Origin of the sequence: Arthrobacter sp. MMS18-M83 (genome assembly GCF_026683955.1) — a bacterium.
In the GTDB taxonomy this organism is placed as follows: domain Bacteria; phylum Actinomycetota; class Actinomycetes; order Actinomycetales; family Micrococcaceae; genus Arthrobacter.
The window spans coordinates 4,628,202-4,642,489 of record NZ_CP113343.1; the positions used below are offsets into that span (position 1 = coordinate 4,628,202).

At 62.5% G+C, this 14,288-nt stretch carries 12 protein-coding genes and 1 pseudogene; 7 read left to right on the forward strand and 6 right to left on the reverse strand.

All coding sequences use genetic code 11. The features are described from left to right. Nucleotides 1-32: 32 nt before the first annotated feature. The 6 genes from OW521_RS21840 (at nucleotide 33) to OW521_RS21865 (ending at nucleotide 7,325) form a co-directional block, all read left to right on the forward strand. Nucleotides 33-383, forward strand: a complete 351-nt coding sequence (locus OW521_RS21840; protein WP_268021565.1) for a hypothetical protein — start codon at nucleotides 33-35, stop codon at nucleotides 381-383. Nucleotides 384-415: 32 nt separating this feature from the next. Then, nucleotides 416-685 carry a Sec-independent protein translocase subunit TatA gene (gene tatA, locus OW521_RS21845; RefSeq protein ID WP_265977393.1) on the forward strand — a complete coding sequence of 90 codons (270 nt, stop codon included), beginning with the start codon at nucleotides 416-418 and terminating at the stop codon, nucleotides 683-685. Nucleotides 686-733: 48 nt separating this feature from the next. After that, nucleotides 734-1,528: a twin-arginine translocase subunit TatC gene (tatC, locus tag OW521_RS21850; protein ID WP_268026050.1), complete on the forward strand. Its 795-nt coding sequence runs from the start codon at nucleotides 734-736 to the stop codon at nucleotides 1,526-1,528. Nucleotides 1,529-1,552: 24 nt separating this feature from the next. Next, complete coding sequence (locus OW521_RS21855) at nucleotides 1,553-4,450, forward strand: DEAD/DEAH box helicase (protein WP_268021566.1); 2,898 nt, start codon at nucleotides 1,553-1,555, stop codon at nucleotides 4,448-4,450. A 32-nt stretch (nucleotides 4,451-4,482) separates the two neighbouring features. Then, nucleotides 4,483-6,147 carry an amidohydrolase gene (locus OW521_RS21860; protein WP_268021567.1) on the forward strand — a complete coding sequence of 555 codons (1,665 nt, stop codon included), beginning with the start codon at nucleotides 4,483-4,485 and terminating at the stop codon, nucleotides 6,145-6,147. Nucleotides 6,148-6,581: 434 nt separating this feature from the next. Next, nucleotides 6,582-7,325 (forward strand): polyprenol monophosphomannose synthase, encoded by a 744-nt coding sequence (locus OW521_RS21865; protein WP_268021568.1) that lies wholly within the window; start codon nucleotides 6,582-6,584, stop codon nucleotides 7,323-7,325. A 77-nt stretch (nucleotides 7,326-7,402) separates the two neighbouring features. Here OW521_RS21865 and OW521_RS21870 read toward each other — a convergent pair whose 3' ends face one another. The 4 genes from OW521_RS21870 to OW521_RS21885 all read right to left on the reverse strand — a co-directional run bounded on the left by OW521_RS21870 (nucleotide 7,403) and on the right by OW521_RS21885 (nucleotide 10,616). Beyond that, nucleotides 7,403-7,750 (reverse strand): RNA polymerase-binding protein RbpA, encoded by a 348-nt coding sequence (locus OW521_RS21870; RefSeq protein ID WP_059389983.1) that lies wholly within the window; start codon nucleotides 7,748-7,750, stop codon nucleotides 7,403-7,405. A gap of 317 nt (nucleotides 7,751-8,067) precedes the next feature. Further along, nucleotides 8,068-9,087, reverse strand: coding sequence for an SPFH domain-containing protein (locus OW521_RS21875; protein WP_268021569.1), 1,020 nt, complete (start codon nucleotides 9,085-9,087; stop codon nucleotides 8,068-8,070). A gap of 104 nt (nucleotides 9,088-9,191) precedes the next feature. Further along, nucleotides 9,192-9,653 carry an NfeD family protein gene (locus OW521_RS21880; RefSeq protein ID WP_268026052.1) on the reverse strand — a complete coding sequence of 154 codons (462 nt, stop codon included), beginning with the start codon at nucleotides 9,651-9,653 and terminating at the stop codon, nucleotides 9,192-9,194. A gap of 108 nt (nucleotides 9,654-9,761) precedes the next feature. Continuing rightward, on the reverse strand, nucleotides 9,762-10,616 hold the full coding sequence (locus tag OW521_RS21885) for a methyltransferase domain-containing protein (RefSeq protein WP_268021570.1): 855 nt from the start codon (nucleotides 10,614-10,616) through the stop codon (nucleotides 9,762-9,764). Nucleotides 10,617-10,684: 68 nt separating this feature from the next. Between OW521_RS21885 and OW521_RS21890 the strand changes: the two are divergent. Beyond that, nucleotides 10,685-12,711 (forward strand): annotated as a pseudogene (locus OW521_RS21890) (S9 family peptidase). Here OW521_RS21890 and OW521_RS21895 read toward each other — a convergent pair. Both OW521_RS21895 and OW521_RS21900 read right to left on the reverse strand, forming a co-directional pair. Beyond that, nucleotides 12,701-13,378 carry a peptide deformylase gene (locus OW521_RS21895; RefSeq protein WP_268021571.1) on the reverse strand — a complete coding sequence of 226 codons (678 nt, stop codon included), beginning with the start codon at nucleotides 13,376-13,378 and terminating at the stop codon, nucleotides 12,701-12,703. The pseudogene OW521_RS21890 and the gene OW521_RS21895 overlap by 11 nt on opposite strands. Before the next feature lie 25 nt (nucleotides 13,379-13,403). Further along, the gene (locus tag OW521_RS21900; RefSeq protein WP_268021572.1) at nucleotides 13,404-14,267 is read right to left on the reverse strand and encodes a hypothetical protein; all 864 of its coding nucleotides are present in this window, start codon (nucleotides 14,265-14,267) and stop codon (nucleotides 13,404-13,406) included. Nucleotides 14,268-14,288 lie beyond the last annotated feature (21 nt).

Here is a 14,288-nt window from a genome sequence, read left to right on the forward strand (position 1 = left end):
TACAAACGGTGAAGGCTGGATAGACTACTCAAATGCCTTGGTGGTCCTGGATCCTTCTGTGGGTCGCTCTGATTGCAGTGTCCTTGCTTTGCTACGTCCTGTTGGGCATCAGGCTTTTCCGGACTTTCATGGCGACGATGCATGAGCTGAGTGCGGCGGGGGAGCAGCTGGGGCGTCGCACGCGCCTTCCCGAACACCCTGACGACGACGGCGGTGCCTCGCCGAGAGTGTTCGGCGAGGCCGTTTTTGCCTCACCGGAACAGATGCGTCATGATTACGTGACGGCCAAGGCCTCCCGCCAGGAAGTGCGTCGCCAAAAGCGCGTTAAGCGCAAAGCAGGGCGGGGCCAACCCCAGTCCCTGCACGACATCGAATTCAGTTAGACGTAGGATGTATTCCAACGAAAGGACTTCCCGTGGGACGACTATTTGATGGCCCTTGGCCAATTGTCATTATCATCATCGTGGCCCTGCTGCTGTTTGCGGCACCCAAGCTTCCGGCCATGGCCCGGAGCCTCGGTCAGTCGATGCGCATCATCAAATCCGAAGTCAAGGAAATGAAGAACGACGGGAAGCCGGCGGCCAAGGACGACACGGACCCCGTTGAAGGCAAAGTGGTCAACCACCCCGAAGCCACCACCAAGAGCGGCAACGACACTGACGTTCCGCCAGCAACCCGTAGCTAAGCAGTAGTGGCAACGAAGACGGGCCGCAAAGCCAACCCCGAAGGGCGGATGGCGCTCCTAGACCACCTGAAGGAGCTTAAGAACCGGCTGATCAAGTCTGCCATCGGCGTGTTCCTGGGCGCCGTGGCAGGATGGTTCCTCTATGAGCCTGTGGTCAACAGCTTGTCGGATCCGTTGGTCAAGATCGCCGAGGAGACCAAGCGGACCGCGGTCCTCAATTTCGCGAGTGTGGCGGATCCGTTCGACTTCAAGCTCCGTATTGCCATCCAGATCGGCCTGGTCATCTCCAGCCCGATCTGGATCTACCAGGTCTGGGCCTTCATCACCCCGGGCCTGACCAAGAAGGAGCGGCGCTACACCCTCGGGTACATGGCCGCGGCGGTGCCTTTGTTCCTGGTGGGCGTGTATGTCGCATGGTTGGTGATTCCGAACGTCGTGCGCGCCTTGCTGCAGTTCACGCCCCAAAACGGCGCCAACAACATCGACGCATCGCAGTATCTGACGTTCGCCACGCACATGCTTCTGTTCCTCGGTATCGCCTTCCTGGTCCCAGTGGTGTTGGTGGGCGTCAATATGGCGGGCGTTTTGACCGGCAGGACCATCCTCAAGGCGTGGCGTATCACCGTCTTCCTTGTGTTCGTCCTGGCCGCCGTGGCAGCTCCCGGTGCGGACGCCCTGTCGATGTTCATGCTCGCTGGCCCCCTGCTGGCGCTATTCTTCGCCGCAATCGGGCTATGCATCCTGAACGACAAACGGCGCGCGCGCCATCAGGCGAAGGTCGCCGCTGAGACGGAAGCCACTGCCGACGTCGCCACACCTGCCTCTGATCTGGAGAATCTGTAGTCTTCCGGCCACTAGGCTTGAAGCATGTCCTCCAATTCAGGGGCCCTTTCGCCCTCAGAAGCTTTTCAAGCTGCAGCGCAAAGGAGTGCTGAGTCGAAAACCTATCTCGGCACTTTTGCCCAGTCGCTGGAATTCGAACTTGACGATTTCCAGCGTGACGCATGCCGTTCGTTGCAGGAAGGCAAGGGAGTACTGGTTGCGGCGCCCACGGGGGCCGGAAAGACAATCGTCGGAGAATTCGCGATCTACCTCGCCCTGGAACGCGGACTCAAAGCCTTTTACACGACGCCCATCAAGGCGCTGAGCAACCAGAAGTTCTCCGAGCTTTCAGCGAAGTATGGCGCATCAAACGTGGGCCTGCTGACCGGTGATACCACCATCAACGGCGAGGCTCCCATCGTCGTCATGACCACCGAAGTCCTGCGGAACATGTTGTATTCGGACTCCGACACCCTGGGCGACCTTGGCTACGTGGTCATGGATGAGGTGCATTACCTTGCGGACCGCTTCCGTGGCGCAGTTTGGGAGGAAGTCATTATCCACCTGCCCAGCGAGGTGCAAGTGGTTTCCCTGAGCGCCACGGTGTCCAACGCGGAAGAGTTCGGTGCGTGGCTGGATACCGTGCGCGGACACACCGATGTGATTGTCTCCGAGCACCGTCCTGTCCCGTTGTGGCAGCACGTCATGGTGGGCCGTGAGATCGTCGACCTCTTCGCCGGGGACACGAGCTTTGATCAGATTGCTCCAGGGGCGACCGACGGCGAGGCACCCTTGCCGGTGGCAGTCCAGGAGTTGGACCGGAATCCCGGGCAGAAGGAATTCGAGGTCAATCCCGAGCTGTTGTCCATGGCCAGGGCAGAGAGCCAGATGAACTTCCGTGGCCGATTCGGTCACGGTGGACGCGGCCGCCGCAGGCAGGACCGCCAACGTGACAACAGTGCCGCGGAGCAGCGGAGTCCGGTGCGCAAAGCCAGCCGGCCGCAGATCATTGCGAGCTTGGACCGGCAGGGGCTCCTCCCGGCCATCACCTTCATTTTCTCCCGTGCTGGCTGCGACGGGGCCGTAGCGCAGTGTGCCGGGGCCGGGTTGTGGCTGACTACCGAGCGGGAACAGCAGATCATCGCGGCCCGGGTAGATGAGGCGAGCCGCGAAATTCCCGCAGACGACCTCGATGTGCTGGGGTTTTGGAGCTGGCGTGATGGCCTGCTCAGGGGGCTCGCTGCGCACCACGCCGGTTTGCTGCCGACTTTCAAGGAAGTCGTCGAAAACCTGTTCGCCGACGGTCTGGTGAAGGCGGTGTTCGCCACGGAGACCTTGGCGCTGGGCGTCAACATGCCAGCCCGCTGCGTCGTCCTGGAGAAGCTCGACAAGTTCAACGGCGAAGCCCACGTCAACATCACGGCGGGGGAGTACACCCAGCTCACCGGCCGTGCGGGAAGGCGTGGAATCGACGTCGAAGGTCACGCCGTGGTCCTCTGGCAGCCGGGAACCGATCCGGCGGCTGTCGCCGGCCTTGCTTCGCGGCGCACCTATCCCCTTAATTCCAGTTTCCGGCCCACCTACAACATGAGCATCAACCTGATCGCCCAGTTCGGACGTCCCCGGGCGCGGCAGATCCTCGAGTCATCGTTCGCCCAGTTCCAGGCCGATCGTTCCGTCGTGGGGCTGGCGCGGCAGGTTCGGAGCCGTGAAGAGTCACTCGCCGGCTATGCCGAGTCGATGAAGTGTCATCTTGGCGACTTCACCGAGTACGCGAAGCTGCGGCGGGACCTCAGCGATGCCGAGGAGTATGCATCCCGGAGTACCTCAAGGGCCCGCAAATCCCTGACGGTGGAATCCCTCACCCGCCTTATGCCTGGAGACATCGTCAAGGTTCCCGGCGGACGCTCGCCCGGTTACGCCGTCGTCCTCGATGCCGATCCCAATGCGCGTGAACCGCGGCCCGCAGTCCTGACGGAAGACAACCAGTTGCACACGATCGGCGCCCACGAGGTCGAAGGTCCGGTCACGCCCGTGTCCTGGATCCGCATCCCGAAGTCGTTCAACGCGAAGCTGCCCAAATCCCGCCGTGACCTGGCATCGGCAATGCGGAACGCAGTGCGGGAGGAGCGGCCGCCTGCCCGGGGGACCAACAGGAACGAGGACTTTGGCCGCGCCCGTTACTTGCCGGACCAGGAGAAGAAAATCTCGGACCTGCGCCGGGCACTCCGCGCCCATCCTTGCCATGGCTGCAGCGAACGTGAAGACCATGCCCGCTGGGCCGAGCGTTGGTGGAAACTGCGCCATGAAACCGATGGGCTTGTCCGGCAGATCCAAGGCCGCACCAACACGATCGCGAAGACTTTTGACCGTGTGTGCGATGTCCTCGCCGCTTACGGTTACCTGCGGACGTCCGACGCCGGCCATGTCGCGATCAGCGCGGACGGCCAGCGCCTTCGCCGAATCTACGGCGAAAAGGACCTGCTCATCTCCCAGTCCATTCGCCAGGGCGCCATCAATGACCTCGACGCCGCAGAACTGGCTTCGCTGGCCAGCACTTTGGTTTACCAAGCCAAGCGCGACGATCGCGGTCTCCGGCCCAAGATGCCGTCCATCTCCCTCGAAACCTCCGTGGACATCGTGGTACGTGAATGGTCCTCCCTGGAAGACGTCGAGGACAAGAACAGGCTCCCGCTGACGGCCGAGCCGGAACTCGGACTCGTTTGGCCCATTTTCAAGTGGGCCAAAGGCCGCCACCTTCAGGAAGTACTCAGTGGCACCGACCTCGCAGCAGGGGACTTCGTGCGTTGGGCGAAGCAGGTGATCGACCTGCTGGACCAGATGGCCAAGATTCCCGGGCTCGAACGGAGCCAGGCCAAGACATGCCGAGAAGCGATCGATCTGGTCCGCCGCGGTGTAGTGGCCTATTCCAACGTCTCCTGACCCACCACAGATTCCCAGCAAGGAGCACTTCCATGACTCATCCAGGCATGCCCGCTGAAACTACGCCCCGCAAGGTCACGATGTACCGGAACGGTTCCGTCTATACCGCTGCGGACCCCTTTGCAACGGCAATGCTGGTTGACGGAGACACTGTTGCCTGGGTTGGTTCAGAGCAAGCCGCGACGTCGATTGCCGATTCGTCGATGGAAGTCATTGATTTGCGGGGAGCTTTGCTCGCTCCCGGCTTCGTAGATTCGCATATGCATCTCACCGAGACCGGAATTGCGGCTGACGCCCTCCAACTTGCCGGGGTCCGCTCGGCCCGGGAACTGCTCGACGTCGTCGCCCGCGCCGCAAAAGCGTTTGGTGCCACCGGCACCGTGCTGGGTCATGGCTGGGACGAATCGATGTGGCAGGACAAGACGCTGCCTGCGGCGGAAGAAATCGATCGAGCCGCCGGTGGACGCAAGGTGTATCTTGCGCGCGTGGACGCGCACTCGGCCCTTGTTTCACCTTCCTTGGCCTCTGCTGCCGGCATCGCCGGCCTTGACGGCTACGACGGTTCGGCCCACGTTCTGAGGGCTGCTCACACGGCCTCGCGCTTGGCCGCCAGGCAGTTCCCCGAAGCCGAGCGCCGCCGGTACCAGGAACTTGCCCTTCGCGAGGCTGCGGCCAACGGCTACGTGGCGCTTGCTGAGATGGCCGCACCACACCTGTGCAGTGTTGAGGACCTGCGGATGTCCGCCTCGTGGAACGAAAGCCGGGAGGGTGTCCCCGAGATCCTGCCCTATTGGGGCGAACTTGCTACATCGGCCGAGCATGCTGCTTCCATTTTGGAAGGCCTGGGCGTACCTGTTCTTGGCTTGGCCGGTGATTTGAACATCGACGGTTCCATCGGGTCACGAACGGCAGCCCTCAACGCCGACTACGCTGACGCGCCAGGGCATCGAGGAAGCCTCTATCTCTCCGTGGACGAGGCTGCCCGTCATCTGGCCGCTTGTTCAGCGCTGGGAGTCCAAGCAGGTTTCCACGTCATAGGCGACGCCGGACTGAAGACCGCGCTGGATGCCTTGGACCTTGCCGCGGCAGACCTGGGAGAGCAACGGGTCCGTGCAGCTGCGCATCGCCTCGAACATGTGGAAATGGCAGATGCGGCGGATTTCGCCCGTCTTGCCAAGTACTCGATCACCGTGAGCGCGCAGCCCGCGTTTGATGCCGCCTGGGGTGGAGGTGGAAAACTCTATGAGCAGCGCCTGGGCGGCCCACGGAGAGCGGCCATGAACCCCTTCGCCTCGTACTACTCCACCGGCGTGCCCGTGTGCTTTGGAAGCGACAGCCCGGTCACCCCCTTGCGCCCGTGGTCCAGTGTCCGGGCATGCTTGGAGCACAGCAATCCGGACCAGCGTATTTCGGCGCGGGCCGCCTTCATTGGACACACCCGCGCTGGGTGGCGGGCCAGCAGGCAGCGCAATCCGCTCATGGGGCAATTGGTTCCCGGGGCACCTGCAAGTTTTGCAGTGTGGGAGGTTGAAGAGCTGATGGTTCAGGTGGCGGATGACCGTGTCCAATCCTGGTCCACTGATCCGCGCGCCCGTACGCCCCTTCTGCCCGCGCTGGACAGCGGAAGCGACCCCGCCTGCCTGCAGACAGTACGGGAGGGCCGGGAGCTCTTCTCAAGGGAATCATTGCGGCGGTAGTTGTAAATATCCTGCCAATACTGAAGGCCCCCTGACCTGCGTCTATGAACGAACCCGCAGGTCAGGGGGCGCTTGACAGTGTTTGTGAAGCCCGTAGCATTTAGGGTCAACAGGCTTCCACAGGGAATACCTGGTTGTCTGGCCGCGGTGGGGTTCGTGTCAAAACAGTCAATGGGCCCGTTTTCAGACCGTGGCACTCGTAGTGGGCAGGTCCGCAGTGCAGCAGAAAACGGTTCGGCCTCTAGTTGGAAACACGGGTCGGCACTGGACCTGGGCTTGTGGACCTGCCCGCGGCCAAGCAAATTTGGTGTGTCAAGCACCACAAGTGGCCCTGCGCACGCCGGGTCGTCGCCCTATAATGGAGAGTTGCGCCAGGATCCCAGCCTCGCTGCTGCTCCGGCTCACTGACCGCTCCATCAAGGAAAGGCCTCTTTTTGCGTGTCCTGACGATCATCCCCACCTATAACGAGCTGGAATCGCTGCCCAAGACCCTCGGACGGCTGCGCGCGGCTGTCCCCGCCTCTGACGTCTTGGTTGTCGACGACAACAGCCCTGACGGCACGGGACAGCTCGCCGACAGCATCGCGGCCGAGGACAGCCAGGTCCATGTCCTCCACCGCAAGGGCAAGGAAGGCCTCGGGGCCGCCTATATTGCCGGATTCAGATGGGGTATGGCGGCTGGCTACGACGTCCTCGTAGAGATGGACGCTGATGGTTCACATCAGCCCGAGCAACTGCCGTTGTTGTTGGATGCCATCAACGACGGCGCCGACCTCGCCATGGGCTCACGCTGGGTTCCCGGGGGAGGCACTGTGAACTGGCCTCTGTACCGCCAAGCGATCTCACGCACCGGCAGCACATACGCCCGCATCATGCTTGGCTTGAAGATCAAGGACATTACTGGAGGGTACCGCGCCTTCCGCCGCAGCACCCTTGAGGCCCTCAAGTTGGACCAGGTCGAATCGGTGGGCTACGGCTTCCAGGTGGACCTTGCGTGGAGGGTCGCCAAGCTGGGCCTGAAGATCGTAGAACGCCCCATCACCTTTGTTGAGCGCGAGCTAGGGGCTTCCAAGATGAGTGGCAACATCGTTGTTGAGGCCATGATCAACGTGACCAAGTGGGGGTTGGCCTCCCGCTGGGCCGCGCTGACCCGGAAGAAGTCCCCGGTTTCAAAGTAGGCAGAACAAAGGCCGGGTCCGCACTCTGTTAAGAGTGCGGACCCGGCCTTTGTCTTAGGACTGCCTTTGGCAATGCCTTATGCCGAGCGGCGTTCCCCGCGGCGTTCACGCAGGATGTTCAGCCGATCTTCAAGGATCTGCTCGAGTTCGGGAAGGCTGCGGCGTTCCAGCAGCATGTCCCAGTGGGTTCGGACGGCCTTCTCGTTGGTGTCAACGGGGCGTTCGCCATCAACCAGGAGCGCTTCCTTGCCCGTCTTGGAAACCCAAACAGGGGGAATCTCCGCTTCGGACGAGAAGGTCACGAAGACCTGCTCCCCGTCCGCGCAACGGTATTCAACCCTCTGGCGCGGCGCCGGCTCAACGCCGGACTCGGTTTCCATGCTCTGGGCGCCAAGACGCATGCCCCGCAGGCTGCGATCGCTCATGATTACTCCCTCTGTCTGTTCACGGAACCAGGCTCCGCGCTAGCCGGACGCCGAATCGACGCAGCCCGGGCTACTGTATGCACACGTTGCATCACTAGATGAAACGCCTGACCAAGCGTTAATGTTCCGTTCGGACTGAACCGGCCGGACAAATACACCATTATACGCGGATCGATGCAGGCAGGACAAAGCGGGGGAGCCATTCCTGACAAAAGCCTGCCTGGCGGCACTCCGATGCGACCCAGACGCCACGAGGGACCGGCCCCATGAAGAAGGCCGGTCCCTCGTCGCGAACTGGATTGCGAAGCTGCCTTCGGCTACGCCGGCGGATCCTGTGCCGGGGGAGTCGATTCGGGGTGTCCGGAACTCACTGCCGTGGTGGCCGCCGGTGCGGAAACTTCGGCTGCGGGCTTCCCGGAGTCGCTGAACAGGTCTGCAACGCCGGCCCCTCCGTTTGTGCCTCCCAGTGCACTGCCGATGCCTTTAAGGGCCTCGCCGACCTCGCTGGGGATGATCCACAGTTTGTTGGATGATCCTTCCGCGATTTTCGGCAGGGTCTGAAGGTACTGGTAGGCGAGCAGCTTTTGGTCCGGATTGCCCTTGTGGATGGCATCGAAGACCTTCTGGATGGCTTGGGCTTCACCGTCGGCGCGCAGGATAGCCGCCTTTGCGTCGCCCTCGGCGGCAAGAATTGCAGCCTGCCGCTGGCCTTCGGCCGTGAGGATCTGCGATTGCTTGGTACCTTCGGCCGTCAGAATTGCAGCACGCCGGTCGCGCTCGGCCCGCATCTGCTTTTCCATCGAGTCCTGGATGGAATGGGGCGGGTCGATTGCCTTGAGCTCCACGCGTGAAACGCGGATTCCCCACCGTCCGGTAGCTTCGTCCAAGACGCCGCGGAGCTGGCCATTGATCTGGTCGCGCGAGGTGAGCGCTTCTTCGAGATTCAGGCCGCCCACCACGTTACGGAGCGTCGTGGTGGTCAGCTGCTCAACAGCCTGTATGTAGTTGGCGATCTCATAGGTCGCGGCTCGAGGATCCGTCACCTGGAAGTAGACCACCGTGTCGATGGAGACTACCAGGTTGTCTTCGGTAATCACCGGCTGCGGCGGGAAGGAGACCACTTGTTCGCGAAGATCCAACAGTGGCAGGAGGCGGTCGACAAATGGGATCAGGATGGTGAGCCCGGGGTTGAGCGTGCGCTGGTACTTGCCCAGGCGTTCGACGACGCCAGCGCGCGCCTGCGGGATGATCCTGATCGAGCGGACCAACACGATGATCACAAATATGACGAGAACTAGCAGCACGATCGCGGCTGCAGTTCCTCCCAAGCTATCCATACATCTCCTTCATTCCCCAGTCACGTATTTCATGTGGTCTTGTGTTCGGCTATGCGCCGATCATTTCAGGCCAAGTTTGCGGGACGCGCGCTCCGGGTCACCGTTCAGCGCGGACTGTTTTCCGCCGTTGAGGCGACTACCGCCGTCGCGCCCTCAATCCTGGTGACCTGCACTGTCTGGCCGGCGTCGATGATTCCCGCGGCGCTGCGGGCGGTCCACACGTCGCCACCGATCTTCACCAATCCTGCGGTCGCACTGACAGGCTCCATCACTAGCGCCGATTGGCCGATCAGGCGGTCCACGTTGGTCCGTTGTTCCGCAGGACCCTTGTGCAGATGCTTCAGCGCGATAGGGCGGACGAAGGCGATCATCAGCAAGGACACGACGCAAAGGACAACGATCTGAAGCCAGAGATCAGCTCCGGCAAAGTCTGCGACCAGTGCAGCCAGTGCGCCGCCGCCGAGCATGATGAAGAAGAAGTTGAGTGTCAACATCTCCACTACGGCAAACGCGAGGAAAACCGTGAGCCAGAGAGCCCACCAGTTGCTGCCAAGCCATTCAAACATCATTCCCCCCGTTCCCGGACTTTCGGCGGCAGCCGGCCTGATCCGGACTGCAGCGTCGGCAAAATCCAGTCGCTGTTTTTCCATCCTAGCCCGGTGCGAAGCTTCGCGTTAGGAGGGTCGCTCAGGCACAGTGAAAACGCTGAGGTTGAACTTCGCGGTGGCTCCGACTGACGATTCTGCTGCGATCGACGCCAACAAAGCCGAACGCTCCAGATGGTGGCCTGCCGGGCCCATGAAGGCGAGGTCAGCGATATCGCGCCCGTTGAGTGTCAGCTCCACGTCGAGTTGGACGGAATCTGCGGGATTGAAGAATTCCTGCATGGACTCTGCCAAGCGCTCGTCTTTGCCCGGTTCTATCCTTAACATTCCGGTGCGTTCCGCAATTTCCGCGAGGTGTCCGCTCCGGGGAGTCACCACGATCACCCGGCCACCAGGACGCAACACGCGGGCAAACTCCGGGGGATTCCGCGGCGCAAAGACCACGATGAGGGCATCGACGCTCTGGTCGGCGAGCGGCAGTGGACGCCAGATGTCCCACACCAGATTGATGGCGTTGGGATTCAGCCGTGCTGCCCGGCGGAGGGCGAACTTCGAGATATCGATGCCAATAGCGGCCGCGGGAGTGCGGTCCAGCACCGTATGTAGATAGTGGCCGGTGCCCGTGCCGGAATCCAGAACGAGGGATCCCGGCGCCGACAGGACCGGGGATGCCAGTTCCGCGATGGCATCAGCCAAGGGAGCGTAGTGTCCGCCGCCCAGGAAGTCATTGCGGGCTGCGACCATCTCTGCCGTGTCCGCCTCGAAGACCGTACCCTTTCCGGTGAGCAGGTTGAAGTAGCCCTGTTTGGCGGCATCGAAACTGTGGCCGGCGACGCAATTCAGTGAAATGGGCGCCGTACCGCTGAGGCCGAAAGAACCCTGGCAGACCGGGCAGCGCAGGGAAGGGACGGCGTCGGAAAGCATAGGGATAATCCTACGGTGGCCGGAGTGGCACAAGCCGTCCCGACGGGACGGCAGCTAGGCTCACCAGCGTGAAAGCCGAACAACTCCCGCTGCTGAAGTCCGTCTCTTCCGCTGCCGCCCACCCGGATGGCAGCCGCGCCGTCGTGTCCGTCACCCGGCCCGATTTCGACGCCGATGCGTACGTAGGGCAACTCTGGAGTGTTGCCTTTGACCCTGCAGTCCCGCCTCGACGGATCACCCGAGGCTTCCGGGACACCGCACCCTCTTTTCCCCCGACGGCAAGGTGCTGGCGTTCCTCCGGGCGACACCGGACGGAAAGCCACAGCTGCACATAGTGGAAGCCGACGGCGGGGAGCCGCAAGCGATTACGGAACAGAAATTGGGAGTCTCGGAGTTTTCCTGGGCGCCCGATTCGAGCAGGATTGTGTTCTCCTCGCGGGTTCCCGAAGAAGGCCGTTACGGAACGGTTGAAGGCGTCGGAGCGGGCGGCGAGGACCCCCGGCTGATCACGGATAACCAGTATCGACTCAACGGGCTGGGTTACACGGCGGACAAACCCGCCCAACTATTCGTCATCGACGTCCCCGAGCTCGGAGCGGAACCTCCCGTGGCTCCCATGGGGCGGGCTGCGAAAGAACGCGGAACTGACGCGCCGAGCTTGCTGCCGGCAGCGGTGCAGTTGACGCTCGGCGACGCCGATCACACATCACCGTGTTTCAGCCGCAACGGCGAGAGCGTCTACTTTGTCGCATCGCTGCATGAACGGCACGACGCCGATATCGCCTCTGGGATTTATCGCGTCCCGGCTGCGGGTGGCGAGCCGGAAGCCGTGCGGCCGGATGCCGCGCCGCAAGCAGTACACGAGGTCCGCGAATCCATCGACGGCGAATGGCTGTTCTTTACGGCGCAGGACCTCGGCGAAGACGGTTTGGACTTCGTAGCGAGGAACACGGCCCTCTATGTGATGCCCGTCCGCGGGGGCAGAGCCGCAATGCTGAGCGATGTCGAAGCCCAGGACATTTCCGGCCCCCTCGATCCTTTCGGGGTGGATGGCATGCTTGGTCTCAACACAAGCCGTGGGAGTGTGGAGCTGATCAAATGGACGGCCGATGGCGGGAGCTCGGTCCTGCTCAAAGGGCCCTGGGTTGCCGGGGGTGCTTCCGCGGTGGGTGACGTGGTTGCCGTCAGTGTCAGCGACGCTTCAAGCAACGGCGAGGTAGGCGTCCTGGAGCAGGGCGAGCTGCGCTTGCTCACTGACTTCTCCGGGGAGCTCCGGGCAGAAGCAAGCATCCTTGACCCGCAGGAATTCAGCGCCACTGGCAATGATGGCTACCCGGTCCATGGCTGGGCGGTCCTGCCGGAGGGCCAGGGCCCGCATCCGGTGCTGCTGACCATCCACGGTGGCCCTTTCGCTCAATACACGGCCGCGTTCTTCGATGAGGCCCAGATTTATGCAGAGGCGGGATACGCCGTCCTGATGTGCAATCCCCGTGGTTCTGCCGGATATGGTCAGGAACATGGTGGTGCCATCAAGGAGAAAATGGGCACCGTGGACATGGCGGACGTGCTTACATTCCTGGATGGCGCCCTGCAGGCCTTCCCGGCGATGGACAGGGAATCGATCGGCATCATGGGCGGGTCTTATGGTGGATATCTGACGGCCTGGGTTATCGGACATGAACACCGCTTCAAGGCGGCCATTGTGGAGCGAGGTTTCCTTGACCCCGTCAGTTTTGCCGGCTCCTCGGATATCGGGTGGTTCTTCGGTGGCCAATACACCGGTGGATCCCCGGAACAGATGGCGGCCCAAAGCCCCATGGCCATCGTGCCTGAGGTCCGGACGCCTACGCTCGTGATCCACAGCGAAAACGATCTCCGTTGCCCTGTTGAGCAGGGACAGCGCTACTTCGCCGCCTTGAAGGCACAAGGCGTGGAGACTGCGTTGCTTCTCTTCCCGGGTGAGGACCACGAACTTTCGCGCTCCGGCACGCCGCATCACCGCCGTCAGCGGTTCGAACAGATCCTCGCGTGGTGGGCTAAGCACCTGCCTTCCACAGCGAACCCAACGCGCGAATCCGGCCCGGCTAAGAATTAAGGAAGCCCAACCCGCGGCGTGCCTCGTCGATTCCGGGGTATGCCCAGTGGGCGCCGTATTGCTGATCGTCGGCAAGAGACCGCAGCTCGGCCCTGTCCAAATAGAGTCCGCCGTGCAGGTGGTCGGTCTCGTGTTGGACTATCCGTGCCTGCCAACCTGAGAATCCTTCCGAGGCTGAACTTCCGTCAGGACGTTGGTAGTGAAGGCGAACATCCCGGTGCCGCGTCACCACGGCTTGGAATCCACGCATCGACAGGCAGCCTTCATAGAACGACGCCGTAGACCTCCCTTCGGGCTCGTACCTGGGATTCAGGATCGCGAGGAAGCCCAGCGGCGTCCTCTCACGGATTTCTGAAGCGATGGGGTCAACGTCGAAATGGTCCTCAAGCACGGCCAACTGCAAGGGAATGCCGAGCTGGGGTGCTGCGAGGCCAACGCCGGGGGCGCCGTGCATGACATCCCGCATCCGCTCGATCAGTTGCGCCAGCTCGGTGTCCTCGAGCTGGCCATCATAAGGTGCGGCGAGTTGCCGGAGCACGGGGTGGCCGACCTGGACGATGGGTGGGAGCCCGTCGAGCCCGAGTAGATCCTGAACCGCGGCGCGGATCTGGGAGGCTGTGAACGTTGTGTCCGGGCCGGCCGACAGGGGCCGAGTCTCAAAGTCCATGGATTGAGCTTAGCGGGATGGCACCTCAACCGTCCCCGCAGCTCTTGGTGACGAAATCGTAGATGGTTCCGCGCAGCGCATTACCGGCAGCAACCTTGATAGTCCCGGCAAGTCCATTGACCGTCACGTGAAGTGGCATGAGCGTGCCCACTTTGTCCTCCGCGACGGCGTGCGGGTCGCAACGCGCGGGGCGGATGCGCAGGCTCAGGGTCGAGTTCTTGTCGGTGCCATGAATCACGACGCCATGGGGCCACGGGCTGCCCGGGTCCGCTGCAAGGAGGGTGGTTTCGCCGATTGACTCGATGGTCATGGACCCTGTACCACCACGGGGCTTGACCGTGATGGTCATTGTTGCCAGGCCTTTCCCGGGTCCTGGGTCCAACGTCGGCAGGAGCTCCAGGCTCGCTACTTCCGAGGCGCCGCGTTCCAGGCATAGTTCGCTGTTGTTCCGAGCCAGCACGCCGAAGGGGTCCGTCACGGTTTCGCTGTACACGTGGTCCGAGCCCGCCAGCAGATAGTCAACCGTGGATTCCGAGGAGCCAGGGGGACAGGTCGCAGACGGAAGCTGCGCGGGCAGGCTCTTGGTCTGGCCCGGCGGAATGGCTGTGCCATCGGCGCTCGAAGACCATCCGATCGTTCCATCAAAGCTCGCCGTGCGCAGGGCGGCGCGGACCACAGTGATGGTGTCCGGGCCGGGGTTGCTGAATTGGATCTCGATGATGTGCGTGCTGTAGTTATCCCGGAACTGGTTCAGTTGGACGGTGAGTGCGCTGGCCGGCGTCGTGGCCTGTGGTCCAGGCGTCGCGGTACATCCCTCGGCAGAAGCTACCGTGATGCCCAGCAGGACGGTGAGCACGACGGCGGCTGCCCGCCGTCGTCGAACACTCACTTTTCGCCCCTGGCGATCATG

Excerpts from the sequence above, each read along its gene's own strand:
- OW521_RS21840 (WP_268021565.1), top strand. The coding sequence starts at position 33 with ATGCCTTGGTGGTCCTGGATCCTTCTGTGGGTCGCTCTGATTGCAGTG.
- tatC (WP_268026050.1), top strand. The coding sequence starts at position 734 with ATGGCGCTCCTAGACCACCTGAAGGAGCTTAAGAACCGGCTGATCAAG.
- OW521_RS21855 (WP_268021566.1), top strand. The coding sequence starts at position 1,553 with ATGTCCTCCAATTCAGGGGCCCTTTCGCCCTCAGAAGCTTTTCAAGCT.
- OW521_RS21860 (WP_268021567.1), top strand. The coding sequence starts at position 4,483 with ATGACTCATCCAGGCATGCCCGCTGAAACTACGCCCCGCAAGGTCACG.
- OW521_RS21870 (WP_059389983.1), bottom strand. The coding sequence starts at position 7,750 with ATGAGCGATCGCAGCCTGCGGGGCATGCGTCTTGGCGCCCAGAGCATG.
- OW521_RS21875 (WP_268021569.1), bottom strand. The coding sequence starts at position 9,087 with ATGGATAGCTTGGGAGGAACTGCAGCCGCGATCGTGCTGCTAGTTCTC.
- OW521_RS21880 (WP_268026052.1), bottom strand. The coding sequence starts at position 9,653 with ATGTTTGAATGGCTTGGCAGCAACTGGTGGGCTCTCTGGCTCACGGTT.
- OW521_RS21885 (WP_268021570.1), bottom strand. The coding sequence starts at position 10,616 with ATGCTTTCCGACGCCGTCCCTTCCCTGCGCTGCCCGGTCTGCCAGGGT.
- OW521_RS21895 (WP_268021571.1), bottom strand. The coding sequence starts at position 13,378 with ATGGACTTTGAGACTCGGCCCCTGTCGGCCGGCCCGGACACAACGTTC.